Here is a 26,367-nt window from a genome sequence, read left to right as displayed (position 1 = left end):
TTTGGCCGCTTCTTGGGGCCGAGTCCGATGAGATCCTGGCGACCGGCTGGCGAGGTCGACCCGGCAGCTGAGCGGCCCAGCGCAAGGGCCCTCCCGTGCAGAACAATCACCCTTGCTGTGGGCATCAATTCAGACCGATCCTCTACTCCCTCACCACGCGGGAGGGTTCGACATCGTTGGAGTTGGACGCGGCCGGCAAGCTCTCGCCGGTCGGCGACGAAGTCGGGACCGGTGAACCGGCCGGCTCTCTTGGCTCGCTCTCGTCCACGATGATGTTGACGAGGTCGCCTGGCTGCAACAGGGTCATCCCGCCGGACTCGATGCTGACCGGCCCGGCTGCCGATTGCCGCACGATTCGATAGGTTAGCCTGTTTGCGTCCTTCCCAAACTGGGCGCGAGTCACCGGCAACGTGTACAGGACGCCTTCGCTGGCGTTCAACTCGCGCACATTGGCCGCGATCTGGTTCTCCATGGTCTCAATCTCGACCTCCAGATCGTTCCTGAGATCGGCCCGGGTCTGCAACGCCTCAGACTCCAGCGAAGCGAGGCGCTGCTTGGCCGTCGCGTACTGGTTCAGGGCGTCCCTCCGACGCTGTTCTGCGTCGGACAACTCGCTCTGGACCTGATTCATCACCGTCATGCTGAGAACTTTGCGGTCCACGAGCGTGCGCATGCTTTTGACGCGCTCCTCGCGCAGCTTGACAAGTTCGTCGAGCGACTCCATGCGCCCATACGCGACAACATCCTGCTTGGCCCCCTCCAGCGCATTCAGGGTCGCGCGCTCGCGATATTTGCGGGCCATGGCGACGGCCTTGCGCCGGTCGCTCTGCTCGTTGACGAGGTTAGCGGCTTCGGTCGCGCCCGCCAGCTCCAGCAACTGGGGCGGGATCTCGGGCGCCGTACCGTCGCGCTCGGCCTTCAGCACCGCCGCGCGCGCGAGCAACTTCAACATGGCATCGATCGCCCCGCTCCGCTTCTGGGTTTCACGCACGGCTTCGATCTTCTGCCACGGCTCGCTTGCGCCCCGGTCGAGTCCGCCGGCCAGCGCGATGGCGTGCAGGATCGTCATGCCGGGCGCGTACTTGAACGAGCCTGGATTCTTGACCGGCCCCAGTACGTAAATCGGCGAGCGCTCCAGCGACAGGATGTTGACCAGCCCCTTGCGGCCCAGCAATTGATCGAAGGTTTCCACCAGGTCGGCCTGTACCTGTTGCGTCGACCGGTTGGCGACCGGAATGGAGCCGAGCAAGGGCACGGAAATCGTGCCGTCCTCTTGGACAATATATTCGCCGCTCAGTTCCGGACGCTGCAGGATGCCGCGCAGGGCCGAGGCCGAGGACGCGCCCCCCCACTTGTCTTCCTCGATGTCGACGCGCTCGTAGAATGCGACCTTGAGGCGGTCGCCGACGCCAAACAGGGCTCCGGTTGACATGCCTGGCGCCTTGCTGAGGGTTTTGGGGCGCTCGGCACTGGTGGGGACGGCAGGGACGACGCTCCGCTCGACCGACGCCGCGGCCGATGCATCCGGTCCCGTGGTGAGGGTTTGGGGGGGCTCGGCACTAGTGGGGACTCCAGGGACGGCGCTCCGTTCGACCGAGGCTATAGCCGACGTATCCGGTCCCGACACGATCGCGCGGGAGGGTTCGGCCGTGGCGTCGACCGGTTGTTCTTGCCAGCTATCGATAGCAGCAGACACCCTCTGCACCACGGCTCCGGAGACATCCTGGACCTCCTGCGCCACGGTTCCGGAGAAATCCTCGACCTTCTGCACCACGGTTCCGGAGACATGCTCGACCTTCTGCGCCACGGCTGCAGAGGCGTCCTTGACCTTCTGCCCCACGGGTGCGGAGGCATCTTCGACCTTCTCCATTACGGCTCCGGAGACATCCTCGACCTTCTGCACCACGGCTCCGGAGACATCCTCGACCTTCTGCATCACGGCTCCGGAGGCAGCCTCGACCTTCTGCGCCACGGCTCTGGAAACAACCTCGATGGGCTCCCAGTTTCTGACCGCTCCCGCTCCCAGGACGGCGACCCCGGAGACCCCCAAGACAAGCAGGACGGCCTTCATTCCCCTGCGGCGGGCCGCCTGTGACGAGGGAGTGACGGGCTCGGAATTGTATTTTGCATCCATGGCCATGGCGCGTGGCTTTCACTTTCAATGGTAGCCAGCCCGTCCCGAACTGGCGAGCATCGGTCGACGAGGAAGGCTCTGCCTTATCGTGACCCTTCACCGCCAGCGGCACAACTATCCCTTTGTAGGCACTCCTTCCGGATAAACACCCCCTCCGGCGAACTCGTCCAATGAGCAGATTGCTGCCGCTGAAGGAGAACCTCTTTGATGGCAAAACCGGACAAAGGCGATCGAACGCAACGAAGAGCCGGAAATAGTGGTCCGACGCAGCGTCTCGAACCCCTGCGGCCCAACATGCGTTCGCAGAATGGCTGGGCCGTCTCCAACTTCGTCGTCCAGGCCCTGAAGAACGAGCCGATCACGATCTCCGGCTCCTAGTCGCAAACCCGATCATTCTGCTATGTCAATCACCTGATCGACGGCTTGACTCGCCTGATGAATGAAGAGGCGACCTCGATGAAGCCGCAATCTTGGCAACCCTATCGAGGTAGCAATAGCAGAACTGGCCCGCCTCATCATTTCTCTCGCCGGATCTCACCAGGCTCGAATTTCGGCCTCAGCCACGGGACTTCCCCGGCACAGCGCTGCCCCGATATGGACCCCCCCAGGGGCCGCGCCAGGCAACTCCTCTATTGCTCACCGCAGGTGCAACGCAAGGAGCGGCTCGGCAGACCATCGCCCATTTCGATGCCCGGAAGGTATCCGTGCTGCTGTGCGGGCTGCGGCTCATCGCCCTGGCCCACACCCAGTCGCCACGCCAGCTGTGGCACGTTGCTCCTCAAGCTGGTGAAGCTCGGGCGCTGGTCAGGATCAGCGCGCGCCGCGTCAAGATCGCCTTCTTCCCGGCCTGCGCCGTCATCCCAAAATGGCGGCTGGTCGCGGCGCGGCCCCTTGGCCCGCGGTTCTCCCGCCTGAGACGCCGCGCCGCCCCGCGCCAGACCGGCGGAACCACCCACGCCCCAGGGAGACCAAGCCCGGCAACTCTCGCGGCCCGCGTACGGGGCGCCACGATGGTGCCGGCTGCCGCCCGGAGCGGCTGAAACCCAGGGCCCGCACTCCTCACCAAGACCTCAGGCTTGAGAATCCGGGGTACCCCTCGACGAAGCTACCCTACGCCTAAAGAGGGTGTTCTTGTCTAGGGTTTTCCTAGCGTAAGGTAACACGGTCAAAAAAGAAACGTCAAAAAAGAAACTATGCGAGGAGCGCCTTGCGAGACGCGCGTACCTCAATCGCGTCAGGGGAGGCTACGATGACAACGAAATCCTTGGTGACCACAAAGTCTTTTATGACAGTGCTTGTCAGCCAAAGCGAGTTACTCCGAGAGGGCCTTGTTCTAATTCTCGATGCAGCAAAGTTTCGCATTCTTTTCTCTGCGGCTTGTGTTCACGACCTTCTGCAGAAGCCGCTACCCAAGCACCGGTCCATCTTGCTCATCATGGATCTCGACGGTACTGATGCGGATGCTGGATTCGCACAAATTTCAGAATTTAAAGGGATTTATCCGACCAGCCATGTCGTTGCGCTAGCCGATCACTGTCGACCGAACGATATAGTTTCAGCCCTTCGTGCGGGAGCTGACGCGTATTTGACAAAAATTGCCGCTCACGACACCTTCATCAAAGCTCTCGAATTGGTTATGCTAGGTCAGACGGTGCTACCTGCAGAAACTTCGACGTTTATTCAAGACATAAGACATGGTCTGAAACATGATGCGGTACATGATTTTACAAATGTGGCTGTTACAATGGAGAACACTGGTCGAGAACCATCAGTGTTGTCAACTCGGGAAGATTGTATTATACGTTGCTTGATCGGAGGGGAATCTAACAAAACAATCGCGCGCAAGATTAACATCGCCGAAGCTACGGTGAAGGTGCACGTGAAGGCCATCCTTCGAAAGATTCGGGTCGGCAACCGCACCCAGGCTGCAGTTTGGGCGATGAACCATGGTATGCTCACGTCCGCTCCTGGCACTGGCCCGTCAGGGACCGAAAAGACGGCTACTCAGCCTTCTCACCATCCGCAAGAGCTACTTGAAGCACAAAAGGAGTACCACCTTCTCAAGAACACTCATCCGATGTGACCGTCTCCGCGTCTTGACATATCGTCCTTCGGGCTGGTGACCTATACGCTGCATTATGCTGCGCATTATGCTGCCGCACGAAGAAGACCCCGGTCGAACGATGCGACCACCTACCCAGCACAGTAGATGCCGATGCTGAAAACTGCAATTTTGAGCTCAGGTCCCCGCAACCACACCTTTCTACGATGCACTTTCCAAAGCTACGTCCTGATACGAGGTTCCGCGATCAAGAACGCGTAGGTTCAAATCACCGCCGGCGATGGTAGCGTAAGGAGGGTGCAGTAGAGACGGGATCGCAATGGGCGCTGAGGTGGACCCCGCCAATGGGACCACGACCCGGCCTTTTGTGGTTGCCGTCGCGGATTTCGAGGACAGCTACTTCCCCGCCCACAGCCGATCGATAAATCAGTGGCTGACGGATGTAAGATCACGGGTTCATCCCGACGTGGTGTTAACCCAGGCCAGGTTCGACGTCCATCAGGACCAGCGGGAGGTCAACCAACTGACCTGGAACGTCTTCCGCGATCATCTGGTGCTCGAATGCCGCCCCGAAATGGGACGGCGACCTTTGCCAGCCCAATGCCTATCGTGCCGCTCACGGCCGACGTGCTGGAACGCAAGATGAGCCCCTCGACAAGCACTTCGGAACGCAGCGCTCCAAGGACTGGTTCGACCGCCAGACACTCGCTGCGCTTGCGAGATTGCGCGCAATGGAATGCCGGGCACCCCAGCATTTCGCCGGGGCTTTCACGCTCCGGAAGGCCAAAATTCTTTAGCAGTTTGCACACATTCTCTCGCAAAAAACTTACGGGGCGCCATCGAAAAATGGAGTGGGCCTTGAACTCATCGGGCGATCTGCTAACTATTCGTCTACGGCGGTCCGGCAAAAAGACATCTACAAGGAAAGACAGTACAGAACTAGCCTTCAAGCCGACCGTTTTTACTATCCATTTTGAAGTTGAGGGATTTATCAAAGTGGGCAAGACAAAAATTGCTCCTGGATTTTCGTTCAAGAAAGCCCGGATCGGAACGGTCGAGGGCGGAGAATCCGGGGTTCTCGTGTGGAAATGGGACCAACTGGTCGCGGTCCTTACTCAGATCGACGAGGAAGCCTACTCCACGAAGGGCAAATGGTTCCTCGAGACAGGCTTCGGGCTGCTGAGCGGGCAGCACAAGAATTTCGATACGATCGAAGAAGCCATAAGATGGGTGGCCAGACACACTTTCCCTGACACTTCAGATGCATCGGCGGATTCAGCGGCAGGAAGTTAACCCGAATCGCGGTCAGCTTCCGAGCTGGCGGAAGTCGCGCATTTCCCTTTTCAAGCGGTCGTCCTCCAGGCCAGTTTCCTGTCGGCTGGAATCTTCTTGGCTTTGCGTGCCGCCCTGAGCGGGTCCCAGCGAAGCCCTTCGGCGACACCTAGACCCGTTTGTCAGACGGCCGTCACCTTATTGGTCCGCAACCGAAGTGAGGTCGTGCTCATCACCGCCAGTCACCGTCGGCGGCCGCTATCATCTTCATGACAGCCGCCTCGTCGCGGTGTAGCTGACGACGAGAGCGGGATGAGCACCCACGCCTGAATGTCCGGCAGGAACACGGGACGGTATGTCTACGCCGGCTTGCCGTCGGGTCGAGCGCCGAGAGCTTCTGCGGCCGCATGCGGACCACTGCCTCTGACACCGCCCCCTCGAACAGCTTTCCAGAGGACTGCAGAACAAGATCATCGCGACGAAGCCGGGCGCTTCGGAGCACCCCGCCAAAATCCCCTACAGCATATTATCAGAAAGCTCGGGCAACGGACCCACCGGGGCGGGGGGCCGCTGTATCTCGGGCCGCTCCCGGATGCCATTCACTGCAACGGAGATCCCCGACTTTCACTAAGACGGCCCGCCGGGATTCACCCGAGGCTGGCCGTCTTATTGCTTGGGATACGCTTCGGCAAAAGTTCCTTCCGCGAAGAGATCGTTGACTTTGTAGGCGACTTCCGTGCGGTTGGTCGCCTTCAGCTTCTTCATGATATTTCGGATGTGGACCTTCACGGTGCTTTCGCGCAGGTTCAGTTCGTAGGCGATGATCTTGTTCGCCTTTCCGCGCCGGAGCGCTTGGGCGACCTCGGCCTGCCTGAGCGTGAACATGCCTTTCAAAGGCTGCGTGTCGGGGCTGTCCGAACCTATCAGGTGGCGCATGCAAAGGACACTGCTCGCAGGGACGAAGATGCCTCCCGCTGCCGCAAGGTTGATAGCCTCGACACAGACGTCGATTTCGACCGAGGTTGGAATGTAGCCGCGTGCGCCGCATTCGAGAGCGGTCAGTATATGTGCAAGATCTTCGGTGTCGGCCAGGATAACCACAGGGACTGATTTGAATTCGGACGAAATATGTCTAATCTCGTCTGCAATACCATGATCGGTGACCTTCCGGCCGCCAAGGTTGAAGAGTATGGCTGCAAGGGGAGGTGCCGAGCCCTTCTTCACGCGCCATTCATCGATCGAACCCATGGCGGCGATCTCCATGCCGAGTTCGTGGTCGGCGAGAGCCGATGCGAGACACTCGCGGCCTAGAGCCCTTCCGTCGAGGATGAGGAGGCATCCCCTGCCTCCTTGGCCGTGGAGACTTTCCGTTCCGCTGGACAGCACTCCTGACCGATTGGCCGTGTGTTTATGCCGTCCTGCTGTGGAACCCATGTCAATCCCCACATCTTTTCGCACAAGCCGCGTTGCGGCTGCCAAAACACCCCTCATTCTTCGCAATCTGAAAGCTTGAATACGCTGCCCTGTGTTTGAATGCGCTTGTGATCGAACACCCAGCCCTTGTGAAAGCGTGAGGCTCACCCAGCAGTTCTTCGCCCCTAGCCGAGAACAGCTTGTGCAGCGTATCGTCTATTTATAAGCGTTCTCTAACATAAGTTAATTTTTCGAAAATTTCGCGTCGACGGTCGCCTGAGGGCATGTGTTGAGACCGCGTCACCCAGCCTTGAAGCTCCCGCGAGTTCGATCGTGACGCGCGGGTCCGGTCAGATTCAATCTCTTTGGCCATGTGCCAACCGTTGAAACGATTCCCGACCGCTCAAGGAATGCCAAGGAGTGGGATAGCTCTGCGAGGTTGATCAGCCGGGTTGGCTATGATGCCATTCTCAGGAATGGGACCGCTTAGCCAACCCCAACCCGAGCAGCCATTCGAGGGAGGATCGGTAGTTCCTCGCGATTGTAGACGAGAATTCCTGAAGGTGGATATTGGCATGACCAGGGCGCAGTTCGTGGCATCCTTGGCCCAGCGTTTTAGGTCCGAGAACATCCGGCTGTATCTGCCGTAGTGTATGGGCAGCTTGCACGTGTTTCGGCAGCACGTTCTCCTCATGTGATAGGCCATGGTTGCCGTCGGACATGATAATCGGGCCTTTGCGGCTGCCCTCGTCAAGATAGACTGCGGCCCCGCCAAGTAAGCCGCGCACTACCAGCCCGGAAAACATCGTCTGGAACTGCTCCAGCGACGGCGCACTGTCGAGAAATTTTGCTGATGGCCTATGCGCTGGCGCCCAGCACCGCGCCGCAGGGGGCTTCGCGAACGACCCGCTAGAGACGGTTGAACCCGAGCTAGAGGGAATAAGCTCTACCTGAGGTACTCGCTGTCGAATCCGGCTGTTTTGACCAGCTTCTTGCGGTTGATCACCTCTACATGGCCTGCCTTGAAAGCGACGACATCGGCCTTGCGGAGTTCCCTCAATGTCCGGTTGAGGTGAACGGTGGTCATTCCGAGGATGTCAGCCAATTCATGCTGGGTAAGGGGACACTCATATCTTCCATGGGCCGACAGGCCAACGATCGAGAGCCTCTCCTCCAACTCGAGCAGGAAATGGGCGGTGCGGCTCATCGCGTTCCGCCGCCCGGCATTCATGAGATGTTCGGCAAGGATGGCGTTCAGGCGGGCCAGGGAGCAGGCGATAGTCTTGCCGAGGTGGCCTTCCGACAAGATGGCCTCTAACAGTTTCTTGCTGGAAATTTCATAAACAGCTAGTTCGGTTATGGACGCCAGGGACGCTAAACGGGGTCCGTCCACGGAACGGAACCCGACAATGTCCCCCCGCAGAGGAGTGTCGATGATCTGCCGTTCTCCGTCCAGTAGTCCGCGGTAAAGGAGGGCCCAACCCGATTTTACGATGAATATCCCATCGTTGTTGTCATCCTGGCGGCATATCACCGAATGGGGTTTGTAAATTCTTGCGGTCACACCGAGAAAATCGTTGTTACCCCAATCGTCCTTCGAGAATGTCCCCCCTACGGGATGCGAGTGTATGAACTGCAACAGTGTTTGCATGTTGCTTCAATTTCCGCACAACCTACATTGCTCCCGCACGAGTTCGACAGAAGGACCACCTACGGTAGAGGCAGGATGGCCTACTGTCCTCGTCTGTTTGAATGAGGTAGACTGCGTTTGAATCAAGGGGTTGCAAGCGTTCAGGCGGTCAAGTCACCATCCTCATCGCCCAACGCCTCCACCACATAATCGCGAACCTCGTCTCGGAGCCGATCAGCGTCCCAGTGGCTGCGCCCCAACAGCGACTGCATCCGATAGGGCCGCTCCGCTCCGGACTGCTCAGCCATCAGCCAGCCTGTCTTGCGCTCAATGCCGGAAAGAAGGCCGTCAAGGAAATCTGCGCCCGTCTCCCGCAACTCACGACGAGGAAGCACCCGCCCAACCCGCGCCTTCAGCGCTGTGAGCTCCTGCTCCCAAGCCAACAACGACCCTGACCACGAAGCGACAGACATGGTACCCTCCATAACCTGCCGAAGTGAATCAGAAAATCAAATGATCCGCAACTGTAGTACTAGACTAGGCGCGCTAGACAAGCGGCTCTGCGTGCGTCCGATGGAATCGCGTCGAATTCGTTTCCATAGCAATGCGATAAGTAAGAGTGAGACTTAAACCCCGTTGCTAATGCAACATCGAGCACTTTCATGTTCGTTTTTCCCAGTAAAGCTTGAGCTTTCTCTAGTCTTATTTTCAAGTAGTAGCGAGTGGGAGGCATATGAAAGTATGACTTCGCCAAGCGTTCGACTTGTCGAGGGGATGCGCGCACCGCCTCGCTGATCACTTAAATTGTGAGTGGTTCAGACTGGTTGGCTCGTAGGTTTCGCGTGGCCGACCGAGCAGAGCGACTGAAGCGATGACGAAGATTCGCCAAGCTGCATTTCATCACCAGCAGGCCACCATCCGCGCTTAGACACCCTGCTGGACCGCTCCCCGGGTCATCGCCCGCGCTAATGACCCAGCCGCATACGAAGCATCCTGCCGCTGAATAGCCGATACGCAGTGGCAATGATCAGCTCTTTTGCCGGCCAGCCCAATTACGAGGATCCCCTAGAATTCAAAAGGCGATCTTCACACCCAGCTTGCCGCTGACGGTTGAACTGTCTTGAGACCACTTACCGCGAATTTCGCTGCTGAGCATTGTCGATTGAGACATTTTCAGGTTGAAGCCGGACGACAGTGCAGCCGAAAAGTCTGCGTCGTCAAAGTCACTCTCTCTACCGTCGGCGCTTGCCGTGTTGGAATAGCCGAAGCGCTCCTGGATATCCAATCGCGCATAGGGGCTGATCACCATGCCATTGCCGAGCAGAAAATCAGCGTAAACTCCAGGTTCGAATTTGGCTGCGCCAAACGACAACCGGCTCTTTCCATAGACAGTGTCAAAGCTGTCTGTGTATTCGTCGCCGGTAAAGATGACGCCCAACAATCCGCCGCGGATGTCGAATCGCACCCGATCGGTCAGGTTGAAGATGCGACCAATTGAGCCTGTCAGTGCATATCCCTGTGTGTCGTAGCTGCCGAAAGTGTGCCCAGCCCTTTCGATGTCGGTGTTCCCAAGAAACGCAGATGCTGCCACGAGCGCATAACTCGTGCCGCGTCGAATGAGCCCGTAGCCGCCGAACATCCCACTTCTGTTGGTTGCTTCACCCTCGCCAATGAACCCGAATGCATCGGAATCGACTTTGGCCGAGGCATACCCGGCGAACACGCCGAGGTTCAGTCCATGCTCGCTGCCGAATCCAAAATGCTTTGCGGCATTGAAGTCGACGCTGATGGCAGCGGAGAATTCATCTACGCTGAAGCTCGGTCCATCAAGGACGCCCAAGCTATTCGAAATCGAGAAGCCGTCATGTTCCGTGCGGGCCAACTGACCGGAAGCGAAAACACCGAACGGCGTCGACTGAGCGAGCGGAACTCCGTTCGCGAGGCCGACGTCCGCCTCGACTACGTTATGAACAACATCACCAAGTGCCCCCAGAGATGTGTCGACAATCACGCTGTTGGTCGCACCTCCAAGATAGCAGTTCGTGTCCAGAAAGGTGCCCTCACTGTCGACAATGCAGGCGTTTGCCTTAGAAGGCAGTAAAATCAATGCAGCGGCAAACGAGAACATGCCCGCTGCGCACAAGCGCCGAGCGAAGCTTTCCTTCATTGTCCTTTCCCCTCTTAACTACAAAGCTAATGTAATAAGGGATGCGATACGCAGAAGATTCTCAATGCAATATCTGGCTGTGGCAGCGGGGGTGCAACATATTGCACCGGCGCTCGCAAGAGTGTAGCAGGTTCTCGCCGTTCAGGATATGGGTTTCGTAAAGTGCTCGATTTCTGCTTGCTAGGAACTGCGGCGGAGCTCGCCGACCGGATCTGTCGATTGCACGCACCAGCGGTACTCTTTCGGATGAGCACTGCGTCAAGAAAGCGGGCTGGCACCACCCTTGCGCTTTCTTTGAGGGGATTTCTGGTGTAAAAATGCCGTTGCACTCCGAGACATAAGTTTCACGCGCAAGAGTAGCGTGAGCCGGTTCGACGCTTCGACGACTCCGAGATTGTCGCATGCTGAAACGAGCCCGTTACATGACCTACAGTCCCTTCCTGCGCATCATAATGGTTCTGCTGGTGGCACTGGTTGGATCGGTACGTGCTGAAGCGGCGGTCGAAGATGAACCAATGCCACAGTCAAGCAAGCGGCTCGCCATTGTCATCGGCAACTCCGATTACCACAGTGCTCGTCTCCCACACTTGCCCAATGCGGTAAACGACGCCACAAGGCTTTCCGAAAGCCTGAGGAGGCTGAATTTTGATGTGCTGACGGGAGTGGATCTCTCCCTTGCCGGCTTCGGCAAGCTTTTTCGCCAGGCCGATGGCAAGCTTGTGGGCGCCAGCGCGGTGCTGATTTTCTACGCCGGCCATGGCGTGCAGCTTCAGGGCGAGAATTACCTGCTGCCGGTCGATACGCCCGATCCTGAAACCATCGGGGAACTGACTGCGAAAGCAATCAAGCTCAACGACCTGATCGCACGATTCTCAAGTCGGGAACGGCAGACCTTCATTTTCCTCGACGCGTGCCGAAACAACCCGATGGGCAAAGGCCCAAGCGTAATGGATGGGCTTGCGCAGGTCGAAGTGGGCGAAAACACGTTTGTTGCCTTTGCAACCCAGCCAGGCAACATCACGGCGGACGGCTCGGGAGACAACAGCCCGTTCACTACAGCCCTGTTGAAGAATGTCGAGATCCCAGGGCTCAGCATTTCGGACATGATGATCCGCGTGCGCAACGAGACTGAAGCACTCACTGTCGGTCGTCAGGTCCCGTGGGATCAGTCCAACCTTCGCGAGCAGTTTTACTTCACCGAGCAGCAAGTGCTCGACCCGGCTCAGTTGAGCGCCAGCTTGTCGCGTATCCTGTCGGATCCTGTCGCGAAGCAAAGACTGCAGGTAGAACTTGCTTCCAACGACTTGCAGACTGCGGTGATTATCGTGGGACAGACTTTACGATCGGTGGACGCTTCGGCGCCATCCGGCGCTTCAGCCGATGCGGTCGGTACGGAGATTGCGAGCCTCGAAGGGGCCCGGAAAAGTGTGATCTCCGGTCTTGAAACATTGATCGTTGGCACGCAGGCTGGTGCAACGAAGCCTGAAAAACAAGCCGAGCTCGTACGCAGTGTCCAGACAGAATTGCGCCGCCTAGGTTGTTATCGCATGACCGTCGACGGAGATTGGGGCAAGGGCTCGCACCATGCTCTCAGCACGTATTACATGAACACCAAGCGAATACCGTCGGCCACCGAGCCAACCGTTGAACTTCTGGGGGAGCTCTTTTTGCACTCCGGCCGCGTCTGCAAAGACCCTGTGACCGTATCGCAGAGGCCCAGGCGAGCAAGTGTCGCCTCAGATGTCGCGCCCGTGCGGAAAAAGGGTGCTCCCAGCCGAAAAAATGCCAGAAACTCGCAGCCGCAATCCTCGCCTCCCGCAGCTGCTCCTCCCGATATCAATGGCGGAATTGGGATTGGCGGCGTTTTCTAGAGAAGCCATTGTTCCACGCGTACCCTTCTTGGCACGCGACCACAGCATGGCGTGATTTGGGCCCGCCTGCCGCAGCTAAACAACCTGGCTCGTACCGATCGCTGTTCCGGCGATCCGTTCCGCGTATATGAACGCGATTGTCTGGTGAGGTCTTCCGGAGCGGAGAAGGTTGGATACGAGTTCCTCCCCCCGCCGCCATACACTCGGACCCAACAATCTTGCTGCGGCTCGATGGTGCACGAACCGCGCAGAACCGCCGGGCTTTTCAATTCAAACTGCCTGGAGAATCGTCAAATGCAGCTTCGCTGGGCAACGGAAACGAGTTTGCTTACGACGGCCGCCGCAGTGCTCAGTCCGGTCGACTGTACTAGCCGAGATATGGTTTGGCGCGGGCGCGGGTCCAGCTCTGTGTCGCCGTGAACTGTTTCGTGACCCGGATTTGATCGTCGCTGTCGTTGAACTGGCAGGCTCGTAAGTTGCGCGTGGCCGACCGAGCAGAGCGCCAGGGATCGGACGAGCACGCCTGGAGGTGTGACAGACGTTGCAGACACTCCGTCCCTGATGTAATTTAGCATTCGATCAAGTGAGGAATATCCGCTGTCGCGACGGCTTTTCTCTCTTTCTGTCTCGGCAGATTGCATGCTCTCTGACGGACCTTGCTAGCACATGCCGTGTTCTTGTGGGCGAGGCAATAGCGTTCAAGGGAATTGCCATGCTCCGACTTTGCGGAATCGTCGCAGCCTTCCTCCTCGCGAGCTTCACGACCTTTGACGCTTGCGCCGACCGAAGGGTCGCCTTTGTCATCGGCAACTCGGAGTACCGACAATTCCCGGCACTCAAAAACCCGGCCAAGGATGCCGAGGACGTGTCCAAAACGTTCCGACTGGCAGGGTTCGAGGTCTTTGTCGCAAGCGATCTGACGAAGCTGCAATTCGAGGAGCAGTTCCGCAACTATCTTGCCGCCGCAGACGGCGCGGAACTGGCCGTCGTCTACTACTCCGGCCACGGTTTCCAGATCGGCGGCGAAAATTTTCTGATCCCGGTCGATGCCTCCTTGAAGCAGGCGCCGGATATCGAAGTCCAGGCCATCAAGCTCAACGATGTGCTGGAACAGTTACGCTCGAAATCAAAGATCCAGGTGATCATACTCGATGCCTGCCGCAACAATCCGTTTCCACGCAAGAATTACTGGCTGAGAGACCAGCTCATCACTGCCGGCAATACCGGGCTCGCACAGGTGAGAAGCTCGCTCAATACCTTGATCGCCTTTGCCACCGAACCCGGGGCGGCGGCTTATGACGGCGCCGGCGAACTCAGCCCGTTTTCGGCGGCGTTTTCCCGTCGCGCGCTGGCCCCGAACCAGGAGATCCGCACCGTGATGGCAGCGGTGCGCCGCGATGTTGTCGAGGCCACAAACGGCCTCCAGGTTCCCTGGGAGAACTCATCGCTGATCGACGAAGTCGTCTTGATGCGCCGCAGCAATCGACCATCGCTGCCGCCCGTACTGGAGAAGGTCGTGCTGTCAGGAGTCGGACCCGTCGACTTGGGGCTGCCTGAACCGGTCGATGTCGATGGCGGTACGATTACCCTGAGCATCGAAAGACCGCCCGCCCTGGGGCGTTTGATGCTGGACGGCAAGCCTGTCGAGTTGGGCGTGCCGATCCAGGGCAAGGATTTGCCGCGTCTGCAGATGGATGTTCCCAAGGGAGTCGCCCCGCAGGAAGAGGTCGACATGCTGGCCTATGCGACGCATGACAACTGGGGCGGTCAGACCCAAGGCATCGTCGTGTTCCGGGTCAAGAGCGGCGAAGGCGCGCAAGGCGAACAGATCATGGCTTCGCTCGAGGCCGAGCAGAAGCAGCAGGTGCTGGAGCGTGGCATTCATATCACCGGTGCGGCCGAGGCGATCGAAAACCGCGACATCGATGTTCCCGTGGGCGTGGGTCCAGTTGCGCTGAATCTGGATTTCCCGACCGATGATCCCGCCGTCAGCCTGAAAGTATCGAGTTATCCGGCAACGGGAACGCTCTCGCTGCCCGATCGAACCCTGTCGCCGCAGTCGAGCCTGATGGCCGGGGAGATCGACCGGCTGCGCTACGAACCCCAGATCGGCGCCGAAGCCACGGTCGAGGTTGGCTTCGAAATCCGGGCGGACAGCAGCTCATCAAAGCCGGCCACGATGAAATTGTCGCCGACGATCGATCCGTGCGACACGGCTGCCGGCGAACCTCTCGATCTGCAAGGCGTCACCCCCGGCCTGCTGCCGAACGAAATTGGCGCTAGCGCGGTGGAGCTTTGCGAGGCCGCGGTAAAGACTTATCCGGAAGTCCCGCGCTTCCGCTATGAACTGGGGCGGGCGCTGCTTGCGGCAGGCAAGGTCGAAGAAGCCAAGACAGCCATCGAGGAGGCGGCCAGGAAGGGACATGTACGCGCGGTGTTCGAACTCGGCTACATGTATGCGACCGGAACCGGGGTGGCCCTGGACCGCACCCAGGCCAATGCCCTCTACGCGGCGGCCGCCGACAAAGGCGATCCCTACGGGATGACGTCGTGGGGTCGCGCCTTGTTCAATGGCTATGGCGTCAAGCCCGACACCAGCAAGGGATTGGACCTGCTGCTCAAGGCGGCCGCTATGGGGCACACCTATGCAATGAACGATCTCGCCGCGATCTTCACCGAGGGCCGCAACGGCGTAACCGCTGACCCGGCCCGCGCTGTTGCCTTCCTGCAAGCCGGTGTCCAGCGGCAGGACATGTATTCCATGAACCTGCTCGGGCGAAATTACTTGTCCGGGCAGGGCGTTGAGGAGGATCCCAAAACGGCGCTAGCGTTATTTCAGCAGGCAATCGATCTCGGCCAGCCCTATGCGCCTGGGAGCCTCGCACGCATGTATCGGGACGGTGTCGGTGTGGAACGAAGCCTCGCAGAAGCGCAAAGATTGTTCGAAATTGGGATCTCGCGGGGTGATCCGTTCGCAGCTTACGATCGCGCGGCCCTCGAGATGCAAAAGGGCGACAAGGCCGATCAGGCCCTTGCCGTGCGCTTCCTTGCGCTTGCGGCCGCACTTGACGTGCGCAAGGAACTGCCGGACGCCCAGAGGACGCTTGCGAAGTTCGGACCGAAGCCAAAAACAGCGGCGTTGAAGCAATTGCGACAGGAACTGAAATCGAAGCTTCCCGGTTCCGGTTCACAAGACACCCAACTGGTTAACGCGGCCAGACGAGTCTGGGAAGAAGCCAATCCGCGTCGGGACTTGTTTTGACCAAGGAGGAGACAATGGCGGGCAGAGTATTGAAACAAGCAATACTTGGAACAGCGTTATCCGGTTTCGTGGCGGGCCTCATGGGCTGCACTTCCCTGGTTCCGAAAGTTGAGCCGACGCCGCTGGTCGAAACGCCCCAGCCGAAGATCCTCCGCCGGGTGCCTCCGCCGAAAGTCGTCAAGCCCGCACGCAAACAAAAGACCGCGAAGAAGGTGATTATACCGGTTGAGGACGAACCTGTTCCCGCGCCTGTCATTCCTTCTGGGGGCGGTGGCGGAAGCGGCGGTGGAAGCGGGGGCGGCGGCTGGGGAGGATGATCAGGTCAGAACGGGACGAGGCTGGCCCGTCTTCCGTGCTGCTTTTGAACCATGAGACCTGACTGCCTTCAGCTGCGCTCGTCAGCATGCGCATTTCGAATATCGCTACTTTGCTGCTCCGGCACAGCAAGCTCGATAGGTCTCGACTCGGACGATCCACGCCGGGTCGCAGGGCAGGGCTTCACAGGTCTATCTTGGAGGGTCTGGAGTGACCAGACAGGGGAGCATGCCGCATGAGCAGGGCAGCCTTCCGGAGTTTCAGACAAGTTCCAGAGTAAATGAACGAAAGTCCCGTTCGTTCGAACGATGACAACTTAGGAAATAGGGGATAGCCTTCGCGCGTTATTCCGTGCTTTGGCGTTGCCGAGGGTGCTTCACTAGCATTGATCTTTTTGGTGCGGCACCCCGGCGCTGCTGCGTGCAGTAAGTGGAGAATGCAATAGCGGTGAGGGCCGCGATCGGCGAGGTTCAGTGATGAATCGTGTGCAGAGCACCACGTCAAAATGTCTCCGCTGTGACTTCACCTTTATTAAACGACAGCCCTTGATTTTACTTCACGAGATACGCGGCAGGGGGTGTAACGCCATGCCATCCCTCATCCCGCTATGCCTCGTTCTGCTGTTGACATCTCCGGCAAATGCTCAGTTCGTGCCCGAAGCGCCAGCGCTTGCTACGGCTAACGACAGCTCGTCGGTCGTGGTCTCCGAACACACCGAGGTCGGCAAAGAATCCGGCAAGCCACAACCGAGCACGCTCGGATCCCATAAACCTAGTGAGATGGTGCTCAGCGAAACACAGGCACTCAACAAGGGCGCGCTAACGCCGCTCGGCGAGCATGAAGTGGCTTTACGCCGCGAGTTGGCCGCAGCACGAGCGGAGCTAGACGTTATGCAGCGCGGCGTACGTGATCTAAGCGCCCAAGCACACGTGCTGGCAGACACGGTGGCTGAGCAAGCACAAGCCCTAAAAGAGCAGCAACGAACAGAGGAAGCGCTCGGGCTCGATCTGGAGACGGCGCAGCGCGTTATCGAAAGCTACAGGGCCGAAGCCAGTCTCTGGAACAGTGAGGAGGCTGCCGCGCCTGGAGCACCCCCCTCTAAGGACGCCTCCCAGCTTGCTGCGAAGCGAACGCTTGATGACGAGCGGCACAAGGTCGAGCTCTTGGAGCAAGAACTTGCCACGGCTCGCCAAACTATCGATGCTCTTAAGGCAGGCGCAAATCTGGCAGCCGTCGAGCAGGCCAACGCCATAAGGGAGCGACAGGTGGCCGAGGCCGCTCTAAAGCAGGCTCGAGAAACACTCGAGCTGGGATGCGAACGAGCAGATTCAGCTGTACGTGACCTCGATATTGTTCGCCAGGAACGCGATGCTTTAAAGCAGAACTCGGTAGAATTGAGTGCGGCGCTCGACCAAGAGCGTGAAAGGGCTATCGGTCTAGCCCGCAGCCACAGTGCCGCGCGCGAGGCAATTGATGTTGCCAAGGGTAAGCGTCGCACTGCGGCTGTGGAGCGCGCGCCAAAAGGACGTACCCCCGCGAGTGCACTTGCAAGTAGGTTATCGCGTTCGGGCGCCCAACCAGCCCGTAAACCGGGCTTGCCGGAAAAACAGAAAGTGAAGGTCCAAAAGCCGCCGCAAACCGTTCTGCTGGCAACCATACCTCTTCCCGCAGCATTGCTTCCAACACGGCCATCAAAAAGCTCGAGTCGCGCCAGTGAAAACTAGTGAGCGAAATGTATGCCGCAGGAGAGACGAGAATGAAGAAGTATGTCGCGGCCGCTTTGACGATCGGGATCACAGTTGGGCCTGCCTCAGCGCTTGAAGCAGGCGTGGGCGGTAGGGCGGGCGGTGTCGGGGTCGGTGCTGGGGTGAGCGCCGGTTCGCAAGGCGTATCTGTGGGGGCGGGCACGAGCGTCGACGGCGTAGGCGGAGCAAATGTTGGAGCTTCGGTCGGTGCATCAGTCGACGCAGGCGTTGGTGCCAGCGGCAACGTTGGTGACACAAGCACAAGTACCAGTGTGGGCGACGATCCGTCCGCCGAAAGCGAAGCGGCAACCGCACCCGACAGTTCGACTGCAGCGACGGCCCCTGCTTCTGCCAAGACCGCTGGGCAATCCATCGTCCTGCCACCCGTCCTCAGACCTTCCAAAGTCGGTGACGGTGACTCCACCAAGGGATATCCCTTTGTATCTCTGGGACCACTGACAGCGAAACCCGGTACGCCGATTGTGATCGTGCGAGCCTGCCGCGCGGCGATCATGGCCGCTGCGATGCCGCTTGGGGCCGTCCGTGTCCACGCGGCAAGCGCAGGCGCCTTGGATCAACGTCGGGGTGCACTCACGGCGCCGATCGAGGTGCGAATAGACTATGCAAGAAAAGGCGGCATCGAAGTCCGGCAGGCGCAAGTCAGTTGTCGTCTCGATGCGTCGGGCAGGGTCACTGCAATAATATAGCGCCAAGCCTGATTTGCCAGCCTGCGCACACCGACAGCGGCACGATCCGCTTTTCCATCTACAAAGCGGCCTTCTTCGGCGATGGCGGAGGTGAGGGCACGCTGACCTTCATGGTCGCCCTTGTCCCATATCGGTTCGCGGAATTTCGGGCGACCTCGCCTTCGGCGCCTCCGAGACGTATTGCAAAGGTACCGTGCGCCACCTACGCCGCGCTCGAGAAGTGACGGGTTCTGCGGTGCGGCGGGCGTTGGCAGCGCGCTCGGCAAAAGGGGGCCAGGTGATCGTCATGGCCAAAGACAAGGGGGCTCAACTCGAAACGCAGAGAATGAAGTTCAGCCGCGAGTTCAAGCTCAAGGCGGCGAGATACGTGAAGGATCGAGGTGTTGCGGTCGCCTGGCTGCGCTGCACAAATCGGTGCGCGATCTAGCGGGCGATCCGCCGATGCGTTTCCTGGCCACGCCAAATGAAACCCGAACAGCTGGAGATTGACGGATTGCGCAAGGAAGTCGCGAAGCCGAGGGCGGAGCGCGACATCTTAAAAAGCCTACTTCGCGAGCGAAGTGATACGAGGTTCGCTTTCATCGTGGGCGAGTCACGCCCGCCGGGCGCAGGATCTTCATGCTGCAATGCCGGACCAAGCCGGCGTCCGCCGTAAGCCCGCGATCCGGAAGTCCGGTGATTTGACGGTCGAGCAAGCTCGAAAATAGCCCAGGACAGCCTCCTTCCTATTCGATCGCGGCGAACTTGAGCTTCGAGGAGAGGTCAACCACTTCTGCGAGAACTCCCAAAAGGTGTTGGTGAAGGCTGCTGGGCTACATGCTGTCGATGCTGGATTTGGCTGCATGTTATCGGTGCAACTAGTTTCGCTGCCGCCTGGGCGAGGTTGGCCGGCGCCCGTTTGGGAGCTTGGGGGCGGGGAGGCGCCCGCCGAGCGGACATCAGGTCCGCCGCCGAGAGAACTTAACAGCGGCCACGCTCGCGCCTATGGCGCTATCGCGGAAGGCCGGACGGCAGCCGGTCAGTGCATACCCTGACACGCCGGTCCGTCTGCGCTTACGTGCAACAGTGGGTCAGACCGCACGGGCTGGCTATGGCTTTGCGACTGCCAGCCCACCCAATGAGCGCCGTTAAGTAAGCAGCGCCTCTTCTTGTAAATGACAGCCTGATGCGATCCTACCAGACTTGCCGATCGTACCAGTCGTCAATGTCCTGCCGAACACGGTCCTTTTCGATACCATATCGTTCCTGGATCTTGCCTTCGAGCTGATCGCGATTGCCAGCGATGCGATCAAGATCATCATCGGTAAGTTTGCCCCACTGTTCCTTGATCTTACCCTTGACCTGCTTCCAGTTTCCTTCGACCCGGTTCCAGTCCATGACGTATCCTCCATTGTTTTACATACGGCGAAACGGTCGTCCGGCCTGGGAGTTCCGGGACGAAGACCTCTGATGTTCACGTTTCCAGTTGGGAAGGTGACGGCGCCAATTAGGAGATGGTGGGCCTTTGGGGGCGCGTCGACCTCCCCGACGAAGGCCCTTGCTACACATCGACAGGCGATGCGGTGCCGTAGGCGAACGCAAACAACGAGCGGAGCGTGACGTGTCAGCGAGAGGAGCACGGCTGTCCTGCGCAAGATCATTCATGTCGAAAAGCCCTCCCTGGCTTCGGGCCGCTAGGCCCGCCCCGCGGTAGCGACATGCCGGATCCGAATACATGGGCTACTGCTGCCTGGGAGCCGGCTCCATGCCACGCGCGTCGCCGGATTGAACCCGAAGAGTCCGGCCGCGTTGTCTGGTGACTGGAATGGCGATTGTTGGAGATAGAAAAATGGCGAACACTGGCACAACGCGTGGACGCAACCAGGACCGGGCAAGGGTCGCTGGTGGGCAGGACCATGAGATGAAATATGAGGCGAGCAAGACCGGCGCCAGCAAAGCTGACGTCAAGTCGGCGGTGAAGTCGGTCGGCAACAGTCGCAAGAAGGTCGAAGCCAAGCTGGGCAGGCAGTGAGCCTCGCCCGCACAGGACGCCGACCACGTTGGCGATATCAAGAGCTCGAGGTTCAGCGCGGAGGCAGGCCAAATTGCCCTATGACCGACTGCCGGGAGGTCCTCATGCGAGGGCCGTGCACATGACCCGCATCGCTACCTTCAATGTGAACGGTGTAAACGGCCGACTGCCGGTGCTCCTGAAGTGGTTGGGCGAAAGCGACTGCGACATCGTGTGCCTGCAGGAATTGAAGACGTCGGACGACAAGTTTCCTGCCGACGCGATCAGGGAGGCGGGCTACGGCGCGATCTGGCACGGTCAGAAATCCTACAACGGTGTCGCAATCCTCGCCCGCGGGATCGAGCCGGTGGAACGTCGACGCGGCCTGCCCGGGGATCCTGACGATACCCACAGCCGCTATATTGAGGCCGACGTGGGTGGCATCGTCGTGGGCTGTCTCTACCTGCCCAATGGCAATCCTGCGCCCGGCCCAAAGTTCGACTACAAGCTGCGCTGGTTCGATCGTCTCATCAGCTACGGCCAGCATTTGCTCCAAAACCGGACGCCAAGCGTTCTGTGCGGCGACTTTAACGTCGTTCCAACCCCGATCGACGCCGTGGTGCCGAGCCGATGGCTGGGCGATGCGGTCTATTTCCCGCAGAGCAGGCAAGCCTATGCCAAAATGCTCCAAGCTGGCTGGATAGATGCCGTGCGGCGCATCCATCCGGAGAAGGGCATCTACACCTATTGGAATTTCTCCTACCGTGGTGGCTACGATCGGAGTTCCGGTCTGCGAATGGACCATCTCTTGGTGAGCCCCTCCGCGTCCGACCGGCTGCGCGATGCCGGCGTGGAAGTCGAGCTTCGCGGGTGGGAGAAGCCAAGCGACCATGTGCCGGCCTGGATCGAGCTCAATTGACTGGAAGGAATGCAGATGGTCGAATTGGATGACCACGTCGATCAACAAAATCTCTTTGTGTGTGGCCGGCGGGAGGAGTCGAGCGGGGGAACCGCCAAACACGATGACCTTGGGGCAGCTCCGCTCCTGCTGCACCAGGATCATCCACTATATGCGTTCGCCGACATGCCACTGAACAAGCTTTGGAACATCGGGGAGTTATTCCCCCGCGGCCAAGGCACGGATGGCAAGGAAGCAAAGATCGTGGCTGGTCTGGACCAGTCCAAGGCGCAGAGCACTGCCAGGAAAGCGGTCCGGCATTGACGAAATTGGACCAAGGCCTGCGGTTTGGACCGCTTCGTGAGCGCTGGGTCCACCTTTGCGTCGACATGCAACGGATGTTTGCCGAAACGACGGAGTGGCACACGCCGTGGATGGAGCGTGTATTGCCCAATGTCGTCGCCCTCGTCGAACTTGACCCCGCGCGGACGATCTTCACCCGGTTTATTCCCCCCTCAATCTCCTAACGACGCAGGCGGCGCCTGGAGACGCTACTATCAAAAGTGGGAGACGATGACCCGTGATAGGCTTGATCCGCAGCTGATTGATCTTGTTCCGGAACTGGCGCGGTTCGTGCCGCCCGCTTTGTTGGAGGACAAACTTGTCATGTCGGCTTGGCACGGGTCACTGCATGCTCGCCTGCGGTCTGCGGGAATTAATTCACTGATCGTGTCGGGCGCGGAGACGGAGGTCTGTGTGCTCGCCTGTGTGATGGGAGCCATCGATTTCGGCTACCGGGTGATCATCGTCGCCGACGCGGTATGTTCCGGAGCTGACTCGACCCACGATGCCATGCTGGCGATCTATGAAAGCCGCTACGGCATGCAGGTCGAGACAGTGACCACCGCCGACCTCCTGGCCGCTCGACTGGACGGAATGTTGTGACATCGGGAGCACCCTTGCGCAGGGCAGAACAGGAATGATTATCGACGCGTTGGGCGTCACGGCGAGCTTCGAAGTCGCGCTGGAAGCCCGCCGGCGCATGGACTTCTCAGCACCTATCTGCGTGCATCCGGCCTAAACACTTATGTGCTGGGAATCAGTGGGGGAGTGGATTCGCTTGCCGCCGCCCTTCTGGCTCAACGCGCCGTCGAGGAACTGCGAATGAAAGGGGTGCGGCAGACATTCTTCCTCTTTCCGGGCTGAACAAGCGCAGGGTTCGCGCCTTGGCAGCACATCTGGGCGCTCCGTCCGATCTTGTTGACAAGATCCCGACCGCCGACCTGGAGAACCTCGTCCCGCTTCGGCCTGACGAAGATGCATATGGTCTCACATACGATCAGATTGACGACTTCCTCGAAGGTCGAGAGATCAACGAAGCGGCGCGCAGGCGCGTACTTCATGCGCATTCCAGCACAGCCCATAAGCGAGCGCTTCCCGTCACAACGATTGCCATGACGGGTTCGACATCTAGGCATCGGCAATAGTGTCTCAACATACACGATTGATGGGCTTGCCGCAGATAGGCAGCTAACGGCCGGAACTACCGCTGGAGCGATGCATTGCCCTCTCAGGGCGCACGCGGCCATGCGGTCGACAGTGTCGGCGCGTATGGCCGAGGCCGGCACACGAACTTCATTCCTCACTGAAGGCCCGCTCTCTTGATCTTCCGCAGCGTACCCACTTGACCGGCCGCCTCAACATTCCAGGCACCTGGATTGCAGCCGGTCCTTGCCGCTCTCCTTCGGCCGGTCGCAATGTTAGACGTACTGCCGTTAGCGATGCAGGGCTGGTTGTCAGATGCGTGATGCAAAACGTGAGATGCAGCTCAGTTTTGGCGATGGCAGGCGCGCCGCATTGTTGATATCATCCGCACAGAACAGGCGCGCAAATGACATCGGATTCAGAGAAGGCTGAGGCGGTCGAGCAGTTGCTTGATACACCTGACCTTGCAACAGCACTCGAAAGCGAACAGTTCAAGAAATTCCTCGACCAGGTGCCGATCGCCATAGCCGTTTCGGACCTTACCGGTGAAGAGCGCGTGGTCTACGCCAATCCGGAATTCGAGAAACTGTCAGGCCTGACAGCCGCCAGGCTTACCCGAAAAAACTGGGCGGCCCTTTTAGGCACAGGCCTCCATCAGCAAAAGGACAGGCCGCTAGCCGAGGCTGTGGTCGAGGAATCCGATTTGGTCGGCACCTTCAGGCTGGAGCGCAGCGAGGATATACCCGCGATCGTCGACGTTTATTCCAACGAGATAGAGGACGACAACGGCAAGGTCTGTTTCCGACTGGTGGCCCTGGTCGACGTATCGGCTCACGGCGAGGCGGGAGATCAGCGCTCGGCCGAGGAGCGTGTCAACGAGAAAGACACACGGCTTCGCGAACTGCAGCACAGGGTGAAGAACAACCTGCAGATGATCACCGCACTGATCCGGCTGGAAAGCCGCAACGCTACCGAGGCCGACCGGAGACGGTTTGAGCGGCTCGCCGGTCGCGTCGACGCATTGGCGATCCTCTACCAGACGCTAACGGCCGACGAGCCGAAGGAGGAGGTCGACCTTGGTGTATATCTCAGCCAGATCGCGTCCGCGGTCATGAGCTCGCATGCGGTCGAGGGAATCCGGCTGGATATGAAGGTGGATACATATCCGGTGTCAATAAACGTCGCCATGCCGGCGGGACTGGTCGTAAACGAATTGCTGACCAATTCGCTTAAGCATGCGTTCCGGGGCCGCGATGGCGGCACGATAACGCTGCACAGCATCGTCGATGGCGACGGCTGCCGGGTTATTGTGGCGGACAACGGAATCGGCCTGCCGGAAGGCGAGATGTGGCCCAAGCCAGGCAAGCTCGGAGCGCTGATCGCGCGATCGCTGACCGAGAACGCCAAGGCGCAGCTAGCCGTCGAGTCCAGCACCAACAAAGGGACGAAGGTGACCATCGTTTTCAAGCGGTCGGCGGCAACAAGCTGAACGATTGCCGTCGAACATAGCAGGCCGGAGGCTGGCTCACGTCGCCGCTTTGAGCAGGTGACTGCAAACACGCCCCGGACGCCCTTCGGCGGTCGAGAAGGAGTATTGCGGCGCAACTCACCCAAACGTCGATCCGCCCGAACTCCGCGACGATGGTATCGCCCATGCGCTCGACTTCAGAGCGATTTGTAGGATCGGTGCCCCATAAAACACGCGCGCTCCGAGTTACCAGCAGTCGGACGCCGCGCACTCGGCACGCGCCGGCTCACGCGTCACGAGAACATGTCATAACCCTTTGCCGCGAATGCGCCTGCAGCGGCCTGCCCGATCTCACTGGAGGCGCCGGTGGTGTCCGCTGGAAGCTGAAACGCTCTGCGCGTTTACCGCGAGCTTCATCGCTCCGCCATGATGGCGGGGGCACCTGACGCCTTTGCGCTCATCACGCGCGGGCTGGCAATTCAGCAGCGAGTCATTGCATTGGCCAATCTTGCCGAGGACGAAGGTCTAACCTACACATCAAATTGGTCCGACTGTTCGTGGTCGGAGGTAACCGCGAAATTGCGCTATCGGGACATGAAAGCAGTGCTGTAGGCAAACCGTGATGCGTGCATTCGTTCGATTGGTTGCTGCGATTATCCTGACGCCAGGCGTGGCCAGTTGCACCAGTATTTCCTACTACGCGCAATCTTTGCAGGGCCATATGCAGATCATGGCGGCGCGCCAAGACGTCGGAAAACTGATCGACGATCCTTCGACCCCTGAGATATTGCGCGCCCGAATGGCATCGGCGAACGCCATACGACAGTTTGCTATCGATGAACTGGCGCTGCCCGACAATAACAGCTACCGCAGCTATGTCGATGTTGGTCGCGACTCCGTGACATGGGCCGTCTTCGCCGCGCCGGAATTCTCGCTGACACCACGAACATGGTGCTTTCCGGTTTTCGGCTGTGTTCCCTACCGGGGATATTTCTCCGAAAAGTCTGCGACTGAAACCGCCGCCGAACTTCAAAGACAGGGCCTCGACGTCTATGTAACGGGCGTCACTGCATATTCCACGCTTGGCTGGTCGAGTGACCCGCTGCTAAGCACGATCCTCACCCAAGATGGAACGTACCTCGCAGGGCTGGTATTCCATGAACTGGCCCACCAGCGCGTCTACGTGCATAACGATTCCGCGTTCAACGAGGCGTTCGCTGTCGCTGTCGAAACAACGGGTGTGAGAAAATGGCTGCGCGCGACCGGCGATACTGTCGGATTGCGCCGTTACGAAACCGACCGGAGGCGCAAAGCTGAATTTCTCGCGCTGGTGTCGCAGACCCGGGACGAGCTAAGGCATGTCTATCACGACGATGGTACTTCTGAGCAGAAGCGGGCCGCAAAGACGGCCGCGATCGAACGGCTGAGGACGCGCTACCGTCAGATGCGCGACAGGCGCTGGGGTGGATACGGCGGATATGACGCCTGGTTCGATGCTCCGATCAATAACGCAAAGCTCGCCGCGACTTCTGTCTACAGCGATAGGGTGCCGGCCTTTCTCCGTGTGTTCGACTTGTGTTCGGGCGACTATTCACGGTTCTATGCATCGGTTCAAAGGCTCGGCGCGTTAGATAAGGCTCGCCGCGCCGAAGCGCTTGCGGGGGCAGACAAATGTTATGGAGCCATTCAAACCTGACGGCCGAACCGGTGACATTATTGGGCGTGAACTGACTCGGAGGTTTCGAGCGGATGCACAGCGATCGTGGACACCAAGTCGCCAGGGCAGTGTTCTGTTCACCCGGCCCGGTCGCTCGGCGGGACTGGCGAATTATTCTGCGCAGCAAATATCTACCTAATTGACCCGGTCATGAAGCTCGCGGATCAAGAGCTCCTGACGGTCTGCGACCTCCTGTTTCTGTTCAAGGTGGGACTTGACCTCGAGCTGGCG

At 59.3% G+C, this 26,367-nt stretch carries 19 protein-coding genes and 4 pseudogenes; 16 read left to right on the top strand and 7 right to left on the bottom strand.

The genetic code is table 11. The features are described from left to right. Positions 1 to 142: 142 nt before the first annotated feature. Positions 143 to 2,140: a polysaccharide biosynthesis/export family protein gene (locus NKI18_RS18010; protein ID WP_352619750.1), complete on the bottom strand. Its 1,998-nt coding sequence runs from the start codon at positions 2,138 to 2,140 to the stop codon at positions 143 to 145. Between the two features lie 201 nt (positions 2,141 to 2,341). On the opposite strand from NKI18_RS18010, the gene NKI18_RS18005 reads away from it, so the two are divergent. From NKI18_RS18005 to NKI18_RS17995, 3 genes are all read left to right on the top strand, one after another. Further along, complete coding sequence (locus NKI18_RS18005; protein ID WP_352619749.1) at positions 2,342 to 2,512, top strand: hypothetical protein; 171 nt, start codon at positions 2,342 to 2,344, stop codon at positions 2,510 to 2,512. A gap of 871 nt (positions 2,513 to 3,383) precedes the next feature. Beyond that, entirely contained in the window at positions 3,384 to 4,217 is an 834-nt protein-coding gene (locus NKI18_RS18000) for a LuxR C-terminal-related transcriptional regulator (protein ID WP_352619748.1), read from the top strand. Between the two features lie 837 nt (positions 4,218 to 5,054). Then, the gene (locus NKI18_RS17995) at positions 5,055 to 5,489 is read left to right on the top strand and encodes a hypothetical protein (protein WP_352619747.1); all 435 of its coding nucleotides are present in this window, start codon (positions 5,055 to 5,057) and stop codon (positions 5,487 to 5,489) included. A gap of 645 nt (positions 5,490 to 6,134) precedes the next feature. Here NKI18_RS17995 and NKI18_RS17990 read toward each other — a convergent pair. The 5 genes and pseudogenes from NKI18_RS17990 to NKI18_RS17970 all read right to left on the bottom strand — a co-directional run bounded on the left by NKI18_RS17990 (position 6,135) and on the right by NKI18_RS17970 (position 10,678). Then, positions 6,135 to 6,902: a response regulator transcription factor gene (locus NKI18_RS17990; protein WP_352619746.1), complete on the bottom strand. Its 768-nt coding sequence runs from the start codon at positions 6,900 to 6,902 to the stop codon at positions 6,135 to 6,137. Positions 6,903 to 7,827: 925 nt separating this feature from the next. Beyond that, on the bottom strand, positions 7,828 to 8,532 hold the full coding sequence (locus tag NKI18_RS17985) for a Crp/Fnr family transcriptional regulator (RefSeq protein WP_352619745.1): 705 nt from the start codon (positions 8,530 to 8,532) through the stop codon (positions 7,828 to 7,830). 149 nt (positions 8,533 to 8,681) lie between these two features. After that, positions 8,682 to 8,984, bottom strand: a pseudogene (locus NKI18_RS17980) (transposase); the annotation flags it as partial. 59 nt (positions 8,985 to 9,043) lie between these two features. After that, the gene (locus tag NKI18_RS17975; RefSeq protein WP_352619683.1) at positions 9,044 to 9,295 is read right to left on the bottom strand and encodes a helix-turn-helix domain-containing protein; all 252 of its coding nucleotides are present in this window, start codon (positions 9,293 to 9,295) and stop codon (positions 9,044 to 9,046) included. A gap of 288 nt (positions 9,296 to 9,583) precedes the next feature. Further along, on the bottom strand, positions 9,584 to 10,678 hold the full coding sequence (locus NKI18_RS17970) for an autotransporter outer membrane beta-barrel domain-containing protein (protein ID WP_352619676.1): 1,095 nt from the start codon (positions 10,676 to 10,678) through the stop codon (positions 9,584 to 9,586). Positions 10,679 to 11,100: 422 nt separating this feature from the next. On the opposite strand from NKI18_RS17970, the gene NKI18_RS17965 reads away from it, so the two are divergent. The 6 genes and pseudogenes from NKI18_RS17965 to NKI18_RS17935 form a co-directional block, all read left to right on the top strand. Continuing rightward, positions 11,101 to 12,549 carry a caspase family protein gene (locus NKI18_RS17965; protein ID WP_352619675.1) on the top strand — a complete coding sequence of 483 codons (1,449 nt, stop codon included), beginning with the start codon at positions 11,101 to 11,103 and terminating at the stop codon, positions 12,547 to 12,549. 712 nt (positions 12,550 to 13,261) lie between these two features. After that, positions 13,262 to 15,811 (top strand): caspase family protein, encoded by a 2,550-nt coding sequence (locus NKI18_RS17960; protein ID WP_353020130.1) that lies wholly within the window; start codon positions 13,262 to 13,264, stop codon positions 15,809 to 15,811. Between the two features lie 14 nt (positions 15,812 to 15,825). After that, on the top strand, positions 15,826 to 16,128 hold the full coding sequence (locus tag NKI18_RS17955; protein ID WP_352619673.1) for a hypothetical protein: 303 nt from the start codon (positions 15,826 to 15,828) through the stop codon (positions 16,126 to 16,128). 474 nt (positions 16,129 to 16,602) lie between these two features. After that, entirely contained in the window at positions 16,603 to 17,850 is a 1,248-nt protein-coding gene (locus NKI18_RS17950; RefSeq protein WP_352619672.1) for a coiled-coil domain-containing protein, read from the top strand. A 724-nt stretch (positions 17,851 to 18,574) separates the two neighbouring features. Next, positions 18,575 to 18,894 (top strand): annotated as a pseudogene (locus NKI18_RS17940) (hypothetical protein); the annotation flags it as partial. A 9-nt stretch (positions 18,895 to 18,903) separates the two neighbouring features. Then, positions 18,904 to 19,161: pseudogene (locus NKI18_RS17935) on the top strand (transposase); the annotation flags it as partial. A 590-nt stretch (positions 19,162 to 19,751) separates the two neighbouring features. On the opposite strand, the gene NKI18_RS17930 reads toward NKI18_RS17935, so the two are convergent. After that, positions 19,752 to 19,955 carry a CsbD family protein gene (locus NKI18_RS17930; protein ID WP_352478587.1) on the bottom strand — a complete coding sequence of 68 codons (204 nt, stop codon included), beginning with the start codon at positions 19,953 to 19,955 and terminating at the stop codon, positions 19,752 to 19,754. A 451-nt stretch (positions 19,956 to 20,406) separates the two neighbouring features. Between NKI18_RS17930 and NKI18_RS17925 the strand changes: the two genes are divergently transcribed. From NKI18_RS17925 to NKI18_RS17895, 7 genes and pseudogenes are all read left to right on the top strand, one after another. Beyond that, entirely contained in the window at positions 20,407 to 20,589 is a 183-nt protein-coding gene (locus NKI18_RS17925; protein WP_352619670.1) for a DUF3606 domain-containing protein, read from the top strand. Between the two features lie 121 nt (positions 20,590 to 20,710). Beyond that, a complete protein-coding gene (xth, locus tag NKI18_RS17920; protein ID WP_352619669.1) occupies positions 20,711 to 21,487 on the top strand; it encodes an exodeoxyribonuclease III in 777 nt (258 codons plus the stop codon). 15 nt (positions 21,488 to 21,502) lie between these two features. After that, on the top strand, positions 21,503 to 21,790 hold the full coding sequence (locus tag NKI18_RS17915; RefSeq protein ID WP_352619668.1) for a hypothetical protein: 288 nt from the start codon (positions 21,503 to 21,505) through the stop codon (positions 21,788 to 21,790). 249 nt (positions 21,791 to 22,039) lie between these two features. Then, entirely contained in the window at positions 22,040 to 22,411 is a 372-nt protein-coding gene (locus NKI18_RS17910; RefSeq protein ID WP_502900717.1) for a cysteine hydrolase family protein, read from the top strand. Positions 22,412 to 22,445: 34 nt separating this feature from the next. Further along, positions 22,446 to 22,953, top strand: a pseudogene (gene nadE / locus NKI18_RS17905) (NAD(+) synthase). 404 nt (positions 22,954 to 23,357) lie between these two features. Then, positions 23,358 to 24,440, top strand: coding sequence for a sensor histidine kinase (locus tag NKI18_RS17900; protein WP_352619667.1), 1,083 nt, complete (start codon positions 23,358 to 23,360; stop codon positions 24,438 to 24,440). Between the two features lie 601 nt (positions 24,441 to 25,041). Next, complete coding sequence (locus NKI18_RS17895; RefSeq protein WP_352619666.1) at positions 25,042 to 26,115, top strand: aminopeptidase; 1,074 nt, start codon at positions 25,042 to 25,044, stop codon at positions 26,113 to 26,115. Positions 26,116 to 26,367 lie beyond the last annotated feature (252 nt).

This window comes from Mesorhizobium sp. M0800, from assembly GCF_040320095.1.
GTDB lineage: Bacteria > Pseudomonadota > Alphaproteobacteria > Rhizobiales > Rhizobiaceae > Mesorhizobium.
This window is presented reverse-complemented; position numbering and strand designations above follow the sequence as displayed.